This window comes from Streptomyces viridifaciens (assembly GCF_001888885.2).
Lineage (GTDB): Bacteria > Actinomycetota > Actinomycetes > Streptomycetales > Streptomycetaceae > Kitasatospora > Kitasatospora aureofaciens.
In genome coordinates, this window is the sequence record NZ_CP090841.1 from 1,495,989 (window position 1) to 1,508,616 (window position 12,628).

Consider the following 12,628-nt stretch of genomic DNA (forward strand, 5'->3'; position numbering starts at 1 on the left):
CATGGCACCTGAGACGCAAGCAGGGGCAGCCGGCGCCGCGCTGCCGCTCCCCCCGATGAAGTGGGACGCCTGGGGCGACCCGGCCCTCGCCAAGGAGCTGTCCGCCGACATCAAGGGGCTGCTCGCCGCCGCCCTCGGTGTCACCGGCGACGCCGCCCCCGGGCCGAGCGCCGCCGAGGTCGTGCTGCGTCCCTCCCGGATCACCGCCGACGCCCTCGAGGCGCTGGCCGCCGCCGTCGGCGAGGCGCACGTCAGCGCCGCCGACGCCGACCGCCTGCCCCGGGCCGGCGGCAAGTCCACCCCCGACCTGCTGCGCCGCCGCAGCCGCGAGCCGCAGGACGCCCCCGACGCCGTGGTCGTACCCGGCGACGAGGCTCAGATCGCCGCCGTCCTCGCCGTGTGCGCCGAACACCGGATCGCCGTCGTCCCGTTCGGCGGCGGCACCAGCGTCGTCGGCGGCCTGGACCCCGAGCGCGGCTCGTTCGAGGCCGTCGTCTCGCTCGACCTGCGCCGCCTCGACCGCCTCCACGCCCTCGACGAGACCTCCGGCGAGGCCGTCCTCGGCGCCGGACTCACCGGCCCCGCGGCGGAGGCGCTGCTCGCCGAACGCGGCTGGGAACTCGGCCACTACCCGCAGAGCTTCCGCTTCGCCACCATCGGCGGCTTCGCGGCCACCCGCTCCTCCGGTCAGGACTCCGCCGGCTACGGCCGCTTCGACGAGATGGTCCGCGGCCTGCGCGTGGTCACCCCCGCCGGCACGCTCGAACTCGGCCGCGGCCCCGCCTCCGCCGCCGGTCCCGACCTGCGCCAGCTCTTCCTCGGCTCCGAGGGCACCCTCGGCGTGATCACCGCCGTCCGCCTGCGGATCCACCCGCTGCCCGCCGTCAAGGCCTACGAGGCGTGGAGCTTCCCCGACTTCGCCAGCGGGACGGCGGCGCTGCGCGCCGTCGAGCAGCAGGGCACCGGCCCGACCGTCATCCGGCTCTCCGACGAGGCCGAGACCATGGTCAACCTCGCCATGACCGAGCAGATCGGCGGCTCCCCGGCGGTCAGCGGCTGCCTCGCCGTCACCGTCTTCGAGGGCGACGCCGAGCAGGTCGCCGCCCGGCACGACCTCACCCGCGAGGCACTGCTCGCGGCCGGCGGCACCTCGCTCGGCGAGGCGCCCGCCCGGGCCTGGGAGCACGGCCGGTTCAACGCCCCCTACCTGCGCGACTCGCTGCTCAACGCCGGCGCGCTGTGCGAAACTCTGGAGACGGCCGCCGGCTGGAGCGACCTGCCCCGGCTCCGCACGGCCGTCACCGAGGCGCTGACCGGCGCCCTGCCCGGCGCGCTCGTCCTGTGCCACATCTCGCACGTCTACCCGACCGGCGCCTCGCTCTACTTCACCGTCGTCGCCGCCCTCGGCGAGGACCCGCTCACCCGGTGGGGCGCCGCCAAGCGGGCCGCCGGCGACGCCATCGTCGGCGCGGGCGGAACCATCACCCACCACCACGCGGTCGGCGCCGACCACCGGCCCTGGATGACCGACGAGATCGGCGACCTCGGCGTACGCATCCTGCGCGCCGTCAAGGCCGAACTCGACCCGGCAGGCATCCTCAACCCCGGCAAGCTGATCCCTTCATGAGCGAGCGCAGCGAGCGAGTCATCCGAAGGGGCGGACGGGCGAATGCCCCTGGCGAGCGAAGCGAGGCGGGCACATGAGCGAGCGCAGCGAGCGAGTCATCCGAAGGGGCGGACGGGCGAATGCCCCTGGCGAGCGAAGCGAGGCGGGCACATGAGCGAGCGCAGCGAGCGAGTCATCCGAAGGGGCGGACGGGCGAATGCCCCTGGCGAGCGAAGCGAGGCGGGCACATGAGCGAGCGCAGCGAGCGAGTCATCCGAAGGGGCGGACGGGCGAATGCCCCTGGCGAGCGGAGCGAGGCGGGCGCATGAGTCGGAGAACCGCTGTCCGCAGGGTCGCCGTTCTCACCAACCCGGCGGCGGGCACCGGCCACGCCGAACCCGCCGCCCACCGGGCCGTCGCCCGGCTGCGCGCCCTCGGCGTCGAGGTCGAACCGCAGGCCGGGCGCTCCGCCGACGACACCGTCCGCCTCGCCCGCGAGGCGGCGGCCGGCAGGGTGGACGCGGTGGTGGTGGTCGGCGGCGACGGCATGATCAACCTCGCCCTCCAGGCCCTCGCCGACGGCACCGTCCCGCTCGGCCTCGTACCCGCCGGCACCGGCAACGACCACGCCCGCGAGTACGGCCTGCCGCTCGGCGACCCCGAGGCCGCCGCCGACGTCATCGCAGCCGGACGCACCCGCAGCGTCGACCTCGGCCGGATCACCGGCCCGGACGGCGCCGTCCGCTGGTACGGCTCGGTCCTCGCCACCGGCTTCGACTCCCTGGTCAGCGACCGCGCCAACCGACTGCGCTGGCCCCGCGGCCGGATGCGCTACAACCTCGCCATCCTCGCCGAGTTCGCCAACCTGCGGCCCCTGCCGTTCCGGATCACTCTCGCCGACGGCACCGTCATCGAACGCGACCTCACCCTCGCCGCCGTCGGCAACACCCGCAGCTACGGCGGCGGCATGCTGATCTGCCCCTCCGCCCGGCCCGACGACGGCCTGCTCGACCTCACCCTGGTCGACGCCATGCCCCGCCTGCGGATCGCCCGCTTCTTCCCCACCCTGTTCAAGGGCACCCACGTCGACCACCCCGAGGTCACCACTCTGCGCACCGAATCCCTGCGGATGGAGTCCCCGGGCATCACCGCCTACGCCGACGGCGAGTTCATCAACACCCTCCCGGTCGAGGTGACGCTACGGCGGGAGGCCCTGCGACTGCTGGTGCCCTGAGACACGGTCCCGGGGTGACGCTTCCGCTCCCCTCCTGCCGCGCGCACGGCCCCGGTCTGGACTGCGCCGCACTGGTCGGCCGCCGGTCCGTCCGGCTCGCCAGCGGGACGGACCGGTGCCTCATGGTCGACGCCGAACCGCCGTACGAGGGCTACGACATGGGCGATTGGGGCCGCATCGAGGTGCTCCCGGCCGACACCGGGAGCGCCTTCGACGCGCACCTCGGCGAGCCCGTGCTCGCCATCCGCGACGAGTGCGAGCAGATGACCGGACGGATGGCGCTGGAGCTGGACTTCCCTTCCGGCACCGTCCGCTGCGAGAGCTACGGCGGCGAGCTGATCGTCCGCGCCGTCCTCACGGATGCGCCCTGATCCGCCGCACTCCTCCGCCTGCTCGGCACGGCCGGGTCGTCGCGGAAGCCGTCCCGGGCGGGGACGGGCGGAAACGGGCGGGGACGGGCGGGAACGCCCATTCCCCGTCGGGAATTGTCCGGCCGAAGCGCCGCTCCGATGATGGGCACACAGTGACCGACCGAATCCGTGAAGGAGCCGAGCATGACCACCAGTGCCCAGCAACTCGCCGACCGCTACGCCGCCTTGTGGACCGAGCGGGACGCCGGAGCGCGCCGGAAGGCGATCGAGCGGCTGTGGGCCGAGGACGGCGTGCACCTGGTGCACCCGCCGGAGGAGATCCGGGCCGAGGCCGTTCAGGTCGGCTTCCCCGAACCGGTGCTGGAGGCCCGCGGCTACCGGGAGCTGGAGTTCCGCGTCGCCCGGGCGTACCAGGAGTTCGTGGCCCCCGGGGAGTTCACCTTCCGGGCTCGGGAGGACGCCGTGCGGCTGCGCGACGTCGTCCGGTTCAGCTGGGAGATGGTCTCCGTCGGGACGGGGGAACTCGCGGGCGGCGGCGTGGAGTTCGTCGTCCTGGACACCGACGGGCGGATCACCGCCGACTACCAGTTCCCCGGGCTCTGAGCAGCAGCTCGGCGGTCCGGGCGTCGGCGGGCAGGAAGGCCTCCAGCTTCAGTTCGGCGAGGGTGACGTCGACGGCGGTGGCGAAGGTGGTCACCGTCGTCATCAGGTGCAGTTCGCCGAGACTGGTCCGCAGTTCCAGTGGTACGGCGAATCCCAGGTGCTGGTCACCCACCGCCACTTCGGGCACGTAGGCGCTCAACTCCTCGTGCAGCTCGCCCAGATGGCGGGTGCGTTCGACGATGTGCCGTGCCCAGGCGGCGAAGTTGAGGATGCGCGGCGCCAGCCCGTCCGGGTGCAGGGCGAGCCGGTAGGCGTTGGTCCCGGGCCCGACCAGGCTCGGGTCGGCGCCCGCCGTGATCACGTCCAGCGCCTCGTTCGCCGCCACCACGTCGCCTCGGCGGTCCACCACCAGCGCGGGGTAGGGCAGGTGCCCGGCCAGCAGGTGGTCGATCGCCGCCCGGACGGGTGCCAGCCGCGGCCCGTCCAGTGGGCTCTCCGGGTAGGCGGGGGCGTAACCGGCCGCCAGCAGCAGCTCGTTGCGCTCGCGCAGTGGCAGGTCGAGCGACTCGGCGAGCCGCACCACCATGCCCCGGCCGGGGGTGGAGCGGCCGGACTCGATGAAGCTCAGGTGCCGTTGGGTGGTGCCGGCCCGGGTGGCGAGGTCGAGTTGGCTGAGCCGGCGGTCGGTGCGGCGCTCGCGCAGCGCCCGGGGGAAGTCCATCTCCCACTTCTACCCGGCCGCCGCACATCCTGCCATTCCCCCTCGGGAATTGAGCCCATGCCGCACCACGGCGAAGGATCGACGGCATGGACATCGGACTTTTCCTTCCCACCGGCCAGTCCCAGTGGCAGCCCGCCGGCGATCCCCGCGACCTGATCGGTTTCGCCCGCAGGGCGGAGCAGTTGGGCTTCGCCTCGCTGTTCGTCAACGATTCCCTGCTCACCCCGAGGATCGAGCCGCTCACCATGCTGGCGGCCGTCGCCCCGGTGACGGAGCGGATCCGGCTGGGCACCGGCGCCCTGCTGCCGGTGCTGCGCCGCCCGGTGCAGGCCGCGCAGGCGCTCGCCTCGGTGGACCTGCTCTCCGGCGGACGGCTGACGGTCGCGGTCGGTGCGGGCTTCCCGGGGCGCTTCGGGCAGCCGCTGCACGAGCTGTCCCAGGTGCCGTGGGAGCGCCGCTTCGCCCGGCTGGACGAGACGGTCGCCCTCTGGCGGGAGCTGTGGGCCGGCGCGACGGAGTTCCACGGCAAGTTCCACGACTTCCCCGAACTCCCTTCCGCCACGCGGCCGTTCGCGCTGCCAGGCCCGCCGGTCTGGCTGGGCGGGGCGACCCCGGCGGCGCTGGCCCGAACCGGTCGCCACTACGACGGCTGGCTGCCCTACCCGCCGGATCCGGCCGACTACGCCACCGGCCTCGCCGCCGTCCGCCGGGCCGCCCACGGGGCCGGGCGCGCCCCGGAGGCCGTCACCCCTGCGCTGTTCGTCAACGTCCGGATCGACGAGGAGCCGGAGGCGGCCCGCCGCACCATGGATGCCTACGCCCGGTCCAACTACGGCCTGCCGCTGGAGGAGGTGGCACGGATCCAGGCGATCGCCATGGGCACCCCCGCGCAGGTCGCCGCCACCCTGCGCGGCTACACCGAGGCAGGCGCCGAACACGTGGTCGCCCGGCTCGGCGCGCTCGATCTCGATGGCCAGTACGAGCAGTTGGAGCGGCTGGCGGAACTCACACGCCCCGGGCGGCGGTGATCCGCCCGGACTCGATCGCCTCGACCAGCTCCCGGTGGTCGGCCGCCGTACGGTCCGCGTAGCGCAGCGCGAAGTCGGCGACGGCCTCGGCGAAGGTGTCGGCGGCGCCCAGGTAGCCGGCGACGGCGAGGCGGTCGCCGGTGCGGGCGTGGGCGCGGGCGAGGGTGCGTCCGCACAGGTCGGCGTAGGCGCGCAGGCCGGATGGGGTCAGCGCACCGACCTCCACCGCGCCCTTCATGTCGCGCAGTTGGCGGCCGTAGAAGTGGCGCCCGGCTGGGCCGATGGTCCAGCCGAGGAAGATGTCGCTCGCCGCCTGCATCAGGTGCTGCCCGGTGACCACCCGGCGTCCGCCGTGGTGGACGGCGACCTCGGCGTCCACCCGGGTGCGCGGCAGGTGGTCCTCCAGGACCGACCGGCCGGCCTCCTTGAGCTGCAGGAACAGCGGGTCGCTGCTGTCCCGGCCCTCCAGCAGGACGATGTAGCAGCGGGTCCCGACGCTGCCGACGCCGACCACCTTCATCGCCGCGTCGACGAAGCGGTAGCGGCCGAGCAGGACCCGCCGGTCCTCGGCGAGGCTGGCCCGGTAGTCGCTGAACACCAGTCCCAGGCTGCGCAGTTCGCTCTTGGACAGTTCCTCGACCAGCGGCGGCGAGCTGATGATCCTCCGCCGCCCGTCCCGTTCCTCGGTGAGCTTGCCGAGGGCCTGCAGGCTGGTGCGCCGCCGGGCGTGTGCGAGCCCCTCCTCGACGGCCTTGCGCCGCCCCTTCTTCCGGATCAGCGGCAGCAGGTCAGCGGTGTCGATCCGGCTGTACCAGACGTCGAGTTCGCCGAGCCCGGCCAGCCGGCGCATCGCGGTCGCGTAGCCCTGGACGGCGGCCCGGGCGGCGCGCCGGGCACACCGGTCGTCCTGGCCGGCGTCGCGGGCGGCGACCGCGACGCTGGCGGCGAGGCGTTTGACGTCCCACTCGAAGGGCCCGGGGTGGGTCTCGTCGAAGTCGTTGACGTCGAAGAGCAGCGCGCGCTCCGGCGAGGCGTACACCCCGAAGTTCACCAGGTGGGCGTCACCGCAGAGTTGGACGGTCAGCCCGGTGTCCGGGACGGCCGCGAGGTCGGCGGCCATCACGGCCGCGGCGCCGCGCAGGTAGCTGAACGCACTGTCGGCCATCCGCCCGTACCGGATCGGCAGCAGCCGGGCGACCCGGTCCGCGCCCTGCGCCTCCAGTACGCCGAGCGGGTCGGGCCGGTCCGCGGCGGGGATCCACCGGCCGTGCTCGGACCGGGAGACGCGCTCCCGGGCGGTCCGCCCGGTTCGGCGGCGTTCGGCGGGGGTGGTCATGCGGCGGCTCCGTCCGTCACCAGGCGACCTTCAACGACTACACCTCTGCGCGGCGCCGGGACAGGGGTGCCAGCTCTGCGCAGCGCTGGGACAAGAGTGCCGGAGGGCGCGGCGAGCGCCCTCCGCCGTACGGCCGTCCGGGTGAGCCGGCTCACCCGACCGTGAAGTCGGCCATCATCGCCATGGACTCGTGTTCCAGGTTGTGGCAGTGCATCAGGCACGTCCCCGCGTAGTCGGTGAAGCACACCAGCACCTCCACCGCCTCGGCCGGGCGCAGGTCGACGGTGTCCTTCCAGCCGGTGTCTGCGGCAGGGTGGGCGGCTCATGTCGGGGGGCTGCTCTCTGCTTCGGCGGGGCGGGCGGGCGAGAGCGCCCGGGTTCCCCGGGTCGCCGCCGTTACACCGGGTCGGCGGCGATCCGGAGGTAGGCGGCGCGCAGCTCGGCGAGCAGCGGGTGGGCGGGGTCGAAGGCGGTGCCGTCGACGGCGGCCAGCGGGCGCAGGCCGCCGCCCGCGTTGAGCGCGAAGGCCGCGTCGAAGCGCGCCAGGTCAGCGGTGCGGACCGGCTCGCGGGCCTGCGGGCCGCCGTACGCCCCGGCGAGCAGCGCCTCGGTGACGCCGGGCAGGCTGGGGCCATCGGGCCGCACCAGCCGGTCCCCGGCCAGGAAGCCGACGTTCCAGGTCGCGCCCTCGGCCACCAGGCCGTCGTCGTCGACGAGCAACACGTCGTCGTATCCGGCGAGTTGGGCGACGCGGCGGTGGTGGACCAGGCCGAACAGGCCGACGTGCTTCACCTCGGGCAGCTCACGCCGGTAAGTCACCGTCCGCACCCGCAGCGGGGCGGGCTCGACCGTCGCGGCCGGGCGGGTGGTCACCAGCAGGGCGGGGGTGGCAGGGGCGGCGGGGCGCTCCAGGCCGAGCGCCGGGTCGTACACGGTGACCCGGACGATCACCGGCGCGCCGTCTGCGGGCAGCACCGCGCGGATCCGCTCCCTGACCGCCGCCCGGTCCAGCTCGGCGGCGAACAGCACCCGGCAGTCCCGGACCAGCCGGTCCAGGTGCAGCGCCAGGCCGCGGACGCCGCCCGCCTCGACCCGCAGAGTGGTGAAGTGCCCGTAGTTGAGCAGCCCCAGGGCGGCGAGCCGCGCCGGGTCGGCGGGCGCGCCGTCGATCTCGATTTCAGCCATCCCCCGAGTCTGCCAGCTGCGGGAACGCCGGAGGTGCCGGTTCGGGCAGCATCACCGGCCGGTACGGGCTGACGACCGTACGGCCCGCCCTGCTCCGGGCGGCCCGCTCGAACTCCTCGATCCTGGCCGCCAGCCCCTCCGGCTCGCCCGCGTCCGCCCAGCGCCACGCCTCCGCCCACCACTGCGGCCCGCGCACCAGCGGACGGCCGGCCAGCGCCAGGTACAGCGCCAGCGTCGAGCGCGCGTACTCGTGCACCCAGCCGTCGCAGCCCCGGTAGTCCGCCGTCTCGTCCAGCCGCAGCCAGCGGCCCTCCTGCCCGGCGGCCAGTATCGGCACCCAGCCGCGCTGCCGGTCGGCGACCAGCAGGAGCAGCCGCCCGTCCTCCTCGCGCACCCGGTGGAGCGGGAGTTGGGGCATCCGGGCGAACGACAGCGACCGCTTCCAGCCGACCACCCACAGCCCGCGGCGCAGGTAGTAGCGGACGGCCGGCTGCCAGCTCCAGTGGGCCTCCAGCCGGAAGCCGGGCAGGCCCTCGGCGGTGGCCGCCGCGTACACCTCGTCCAGCGCGGCCGCCGCCAGCCCCCGGCCGCGCGCGTGCGGCCGCAGGTAGAGGGAGGACACGGCGAGCTGGCTCGGGCCCTTGGTCCAGTTGTCCACCGCGACCGTCCCGGCGACCGCGTCGCGCTCGCCGAGGATCCAGTACCGGCGCCGGTACAGCTCCCCACCGGGCCACTCCCGGCCGCTCTCCCCCAGCTGCTCCCGCCAGCCCCGCTCGGCCCGCGGCGTCAGCGCGTCCGGGTCCACCACCTCGCCCAGCCCGCCCTCCACCAGGGAGGCCAGGTCCCAGAGGGCGAAGCGCCGTTCCTCCCCCTCGACGACCGCCCGCAGGCGCACCCCAGCCGCCAACCGGTCCTGCGCCCGCCCGACCGCCGCATCCCACGACCTCACCACGGTGCCACCCTAGCGGCCCTCCGGGCACGACTCGTAATCCATCGGGCACCGAACGTCAGACCGTGTGGTCCGGCCCTGTGCCGACCGGCCCCGGTCCTTCCCTAGCCGACCGGCTGGCGCACCCCCGGGGTGGCGGCGGCCGGGGTGCCGCGGGGGCGGGTGAGGGCCACGGCGGCGACGACCAAGGCGCCGCCGGCCAGGGCGTTCCAGCCGACCGGCTCGGCGAGCAGGGCCGCGCCGAGCACGGTGGACCACAGGGGCATGACGTAGGTGACGGCGGAGGCCACGGCGGTGCCGGCCGTACGGACCAGGCCGAGGTTGAGCAGGTAGGCCAGGCCCGTGCCGAGGGCGCCGAGCACCAGCAGGGCGGCGGCGGCCGGGACGCCGGGCCAGTGCGGGAGGCCTGCGGCGGCCGGGGCGAACAGGGCCAACTCCGCCGTGGCGCAGGTGGTCTGGAGCGTGGAGAGGGTGGTGACCGTCTGCGGGCGGCCGGCCAGGAAGCGGCGCAGGTAGGCGAAGCCCGCGCCGTAGCAGCAGGCGGCGGACAGGCAGGCGAGGGCGCCGACGGTCACGCCGGAGCCGAGGCCGTGCCAGACCCCGAGCACGGTGAGCACGCCGACGAAGCCCAGGGCGAGGCCGGAGAGCCGGCGGGCGCCGGGGCGGCGCTCCTCGGGGACGGTCAGCACCGCGAACAGCATGGTGAACAGCGGTGTGGTCGCGTTCATCACCCCGGCGAGCACCGAACTGACCCTGGTCTCGCCGAACGGGAACAGGGTGAACGGCACGGTGTTGAGCAGCACCGCGACCACCGCCGAGTGCCCCCACAGCGCCCGGTCCCGCGGGAGCCGCTCGCCGCGCAGCAGCAGGACCGCCCACAGCGTGGTGGCGCCCAGCGCACTGCGCCACAGCGCCACCCACACGGGCGGCACGCCCGCGTCGACGGCCACCTTGATCAGGGCGAAGCTGGCGCCCCAGATCGCCGACAGTGCCACGAAGCCCGGCAACCAGCGCCGCACCCCGACCACCTCCCCGTCCAACCCGTTGTCCTGGACAGAGCGTGGCGCGGCGGCGGAACATGAGTCCAACAAGTGGCAGTGCGGGAAGGATGAGGAACTCTCATGGCATCGGAGGTCAACCTGGCCCAGCTCAGGGCGCTGGTCGCGGTCGCCGACACCGGCGGATTCGGCGCGGCCGCCGACGAACTGGGCATCAGCCAGTCCGCCGTCTCGCACGCCGTCGCCGCGCTGGAGCGCTCGCTCGGCGCGCCCGTGCTGCGGCGCGGCACGCCCTGCCGGCCGACCCCGCTCGGCGAGCAGATCCTGCCGCACGCCCGTACCGCCGTCGCCTCCGCCGCCGCGGTGCGCACCATCGCCACCAGGCACTCCGGCGGCCCGACCGGCACCGTACGCCTGGCGGCGCCGACCACCGTCTGCCAGGCGCTGCTGCCCGGGCTGCTGCGGGACTGGAAGGCGGCGTACCCGCAGGTCACCGTACGGGTCTTCGAGGGCGAGGACGCCGAGCTGGCCACCTGGCTGGAAGCCGGCACGGTGGACGCCGCCGTCCTGGTCGACGCCGACCGGCCGCCGCCGGGGGCGGTGGCGCTCGGCGCCGACTCGATGCACGCGCTGCTGCGCCGCGACCACCCGCTCGCCGGCCAGGAGACCGTCCACGTCGGTGAGTTGGAGGACGACGACTTCCTGCTCTCCGAGGGCGGCTGCGAACGCCACATCCGCGAGGCGTACCGCCGGGCGGGCGCCCGCTTCGCGCCCCGGCACCGCATCCGCGACCTCAACACGCTGATCGGCATGGTGCACGCGGGCGTCGGGGTCTCGGTGATGCCCGCGCTGGCGCTGACCATGCTGCCGCCGGACTGCGTGCTGGTCCCGATCCGGCCCGCCGTCCACCGGACCCTGACCCTCACCGGGCCGAGCCACCGGCCCTGGTCCCCGGCGGTCACCGGCCTGCTCGCCGGGGTGGGGACGACCGTCCCGGTCTGAGCGGAGCGGCCGCGGGGCGGTCCCGGCGGCTTGACCTCTTGGGGGTTGACCACCGCTCCCTCATAGGTCTATACCAGTTGAGACCTTCGGCAACCACCCACCGCCGAGGGTCCGTTCGGCCTGATCCGCGCCGCCCCCACACCCGGCGCGACCAGGCCCGTCCTCCCCCGTCGCCGCTTCCTGGAAAGGCTTCCGATGGAACGCGTTCTTCCCCCACACCCCGCCCCCGCCACTCCCCGCAGACGCCGCACCGGCCGGGCCGCGCTCGCCGTGGCCGGCGTGCTCGGCCTGGTCGCCGGCGGGGTCGCCGCGCTGACCGCCACCGGCGCCGCCTCGGCCGCCACCACCGACGCGGGCACCGGCCTGGGCAGCAACTGGTACGCCTCGGCGCCGTACCTGATGCCCGAGGACAACAGCCCGCCGGACGCCGCCGCCGTGATGGACGCGACCGGGCAGCGGGCCTTCCAACTGGCCTTCATCCTCGCCCAGGGCAACAGCTGTTCGCCCGCCTGGGGCGGCACCTCCTCGATCGACTCCGACACCACCATGCCCGCCGTCATCCAGACCGTCCGCGGCAAGGGCGGGGACGTCTCGGTGTCGGTCGGCGGGTACGGCGGCACCAAGCTGGGCCAGGTCTGCGGCACGCCCGAGGCGACCGCCGCGGGCTACCAGCGGGTGATCACCAAGTACAACCTCAAGGCGGTCGACTTCGACCTGGAGGAGCCGGAGTACGAGAACACCGCCGCGATCCACAACGAGATCGGCGCCGCCCGCATCCTCCAGCAGAACAACCCCGGCCTGTACGTCTCGATCACCACCGCCGGGACGACCGCCGGCACCGGCTGGTTCGGCACCCAGATGCTCAACGAGGCCAAGTCGCAGGGCTTCACGCCGAACAACTTCTCGATCATGCCGTTCGACGGCGGCTTCAACGGCGCCGCCGCACAGACCGACGCGCTGGTGAAGTTCAACCAGATCCTGCAGACCACCTTCGGCTGGAACGAGGCCACCGCGTACGCCCACGAGGGCGTCTCGATGATGAACGGCCGCACCGACGCCGCCGAGTACTTCCGCCAGGCCGACTTCCAGGCCGTCCTGGACTTCGCCACCGCGCACGGCCTGGCCCGCTACACCTACTGGTCGGTGAACCGGGACCGCCAGTGCGCGGGCAACGTCGACCCGGGGCTGTCCGGCTCCTGCTCCAGCGTGGCGCAGAACGACTGGGACTTCACCAAGTACACGGTGAAGTTCGCCGGGGCGACGCCGCCCACCACCCCGCCGACCACGCCGCCGTCCACCCCGCCGACCGGCCCGGGCACGCCGAGCGGCACCCCGACCGGCAACCCGGGCGTCTGCACCGCCCCGGCGTGGAGCGCGAGCACCACGTACACCGCGGGCGCGAAGGTCTCGTACAACGGGCACAACTACCACGCCAAGTGGTGGACGCTGAACGAGGTGCCGAGCGCCAGCGGCCAGTGGGGCGTCTGGGCCGACGACGGCCCCTGCTGACCGCGGCACCGGACGAACGAGGGGCGGGCGCTCACAACGCCCGCCCTTTCCCGGTCAGTTGGCGGTCATCCGTGCCCGCAGCTCGG

At 74.6% G+C, this 12,628-nt stretch carries 12 protein-coding genes and 1 pseudogene; 7 read left to right on the plus strand and 6 right to left on the minus strand.

What is annotated here, in order from left to right; all coding sequences use genetic code 11:
• Window position 1: 1 nt before the first annotated feature.
• From BOQ63_RS14200 to BOQ63_RS14215, 4 genes are all read left to right on the plus strand, one after another.
• Window positions 2-1,627 carry an FAD-binding oxidoreductase gene (locus tag BOQ63_RS14200; protein ID WP_435820433.1) on the plus strand — a complete coding sequence of 542 codons (1,626 nt, stop codon included), beginning with the start codon at window positions 2-4 and terminating at the stop codon, window positions 1,625-1,627.
• A gap of 304 nt (window positions 1,628-1,931) precedes the next feature.
• Window positions 1,932-2,840: a diacylglycerol kinase gene (locus BOQ63_RS14205; protein ID WP_072654372.1), complete on the plus strand. Its 909-nt coding sequence runs from the start codon at window positions 1,932-1,934 to the stop codon at window positions 2,838-2,840.
• 14 nt (window positions 2,841-2,854) lie between these two features.
• Window positions 2,855-3,211 (plus strand): hypothetical protein, encoded by a 357-nt coding sequence (locus BOQ63_RS14210; protein ID WP_050366481.1) that lies wholly within the window; start codon window positions 2,855-2,857, stop codon window positions 3,209-3,211.
• A 183-nt stretch (window positions 3,212-3,394) separates the two neighbouring features.
• Window positions 3,395-3,814, plus strand: coding sequence for a hypothetical protein (locus BOQ63_RS14215; protein WP_072654373.1), 420 nt, complete (start codon window positions 3,395-3,397; stop codon window positions 3,812-3,814).
• Here BOQ63_RS14215 and BOQ63_RS14220 read toward each other — a convergent pair.
• Complete coding sequence (locus BOQ63_RS14220; RefSeq protein ID WP_072654374.1) at window positions 3,783-4,535, minus strand: helix-turn-helix domain-containing protein; 753 nt, start codon at window positions 4,533-4,535, stop codon at window positions 3,783-3,785. The genes BOQ63_RS14215 and BOQ63_RS14220 overlap by 32 nt on opposite strands.
• A gap of 86 nt (window positions 4,536-4,621) precedes the next feature.
• Here BOQ63_RS14220 and BOQ63_RS14225 point away from each other — a divergent pair, with 86 nt between their 5' ends.
• Window positions 4,622-5,563, plus strand: coding sequence for an LLM class flavin-dependent oxidoreductase (locus BOQ63_RS14225; RefSeq protein ID WP_072654375.1), 942 nt, complete (start codon window positions 4,622-4,624; stop codon window positions 5,561-5,563).
• On the opposite strand, the gene BOQ63_RS14230 is transcribed toward BOQ63_RS14225, so the two are convergent.
• From BOQ63_RS14230 to BOQ63_RS14250, 5 genes and pseudogenes are all read right to left on the minus strand, one after another.
• Window positions 5,541-6,899, minus strand: a complete 1,359-nt coding sequence (locus BOQ63_RS14230; protein WP_030280042.1) for a DUF2252 domain-containing protein — start codon at window positions 6,897-6,899, stop codon at window positions 5,541-5,543. The genes BOQ63_RS14225 and BOQ63_RS14230 overlap by 23 nt on opposite strands.
• Before the next feature lie 151 nt (window positions 6,900-7,050).
• Window positions 7,051-7,194: pseudogene (locus BOQ63_RS14235) on the minus strand (multicopper oxidase domain-containing protein); the annotation flags it as partial.
• A gap of 101 nt (window positions 7,195-7,295) precedes the next feature.
• The gene (locus BOQ63_RS14240) at window positions 7,296-8,084 is read right to left on the minus strand and encodes an aminotransferase class IV (RefSeq protein WP_072654376.1); all 789 of its coding nucleotides are present in this window, start codon (window positions 8,082-8,084) and stop codon (window positions 7,296-7,298) included.
• Window positions 8,077-9,033 (minus strand): GNAT family N-acetyltransferase, encoded by a 957-nt coding sequence (locus BOQ63_RS14245; protein ID WP_157846541.1) that lies wholly within the window; start codon window positions 9,031-9,033, stop codon window positions 8,077-8,079. The genes BOQ63_RS14240 and BOQ63_RS14245 overlap by 8 nt, the downstream gene beginning before the upstream one ends.
• Before the next feature lie 104 nt (window positions 9,034-9,137).
• Window positions 9,138-10,073, minus strand: a complete 936-nt coding sequence (locus BOQ63_RS14250) for a DMT family transporter (RefSeq protein WP_030551855.1) — start codon at window positions 10,071-10,073, stop codon at window positions 9,138-9,140.
• Between the two features lie 81 nt (window positions 10,074-10,154).
• Between BOQ63_RS14250 and BOQ63_RS14255 the strand changes: the two genes are divergently transcribed.
• Both BOQ63_RS14255 and BOQ63_RS14260 read left to right on the plus strand, forming a co-directional pair.
• The gene (locus BOQ63_RS14255) at window positions 10,155-11,033 is read left to right on the plus strand and encodes a LysR family transcriptional regulator (RefSeq protein WP_072654377.1); all 879 of its coding nucleotides are present in this window, start codon (window positions 10,155-10,157) and stop codon (window positions 11,031-11,033) included.
• Window positions 11,034-11,228: 195 nt separating this feature from the next.
• A complete protein-coding gene (locus tag BOQ63_RS14260; RefSeq protein WP_150475894.1) occupies window positions 11,229-12,542 on the plus strand; it encodes a carbohydrate-binding protein in 1,314 nt (437 codons plus the stop codon).
• The last annotated feature ends 86 nt before the right edge of the window (window positions 12,543-12,628 follow it).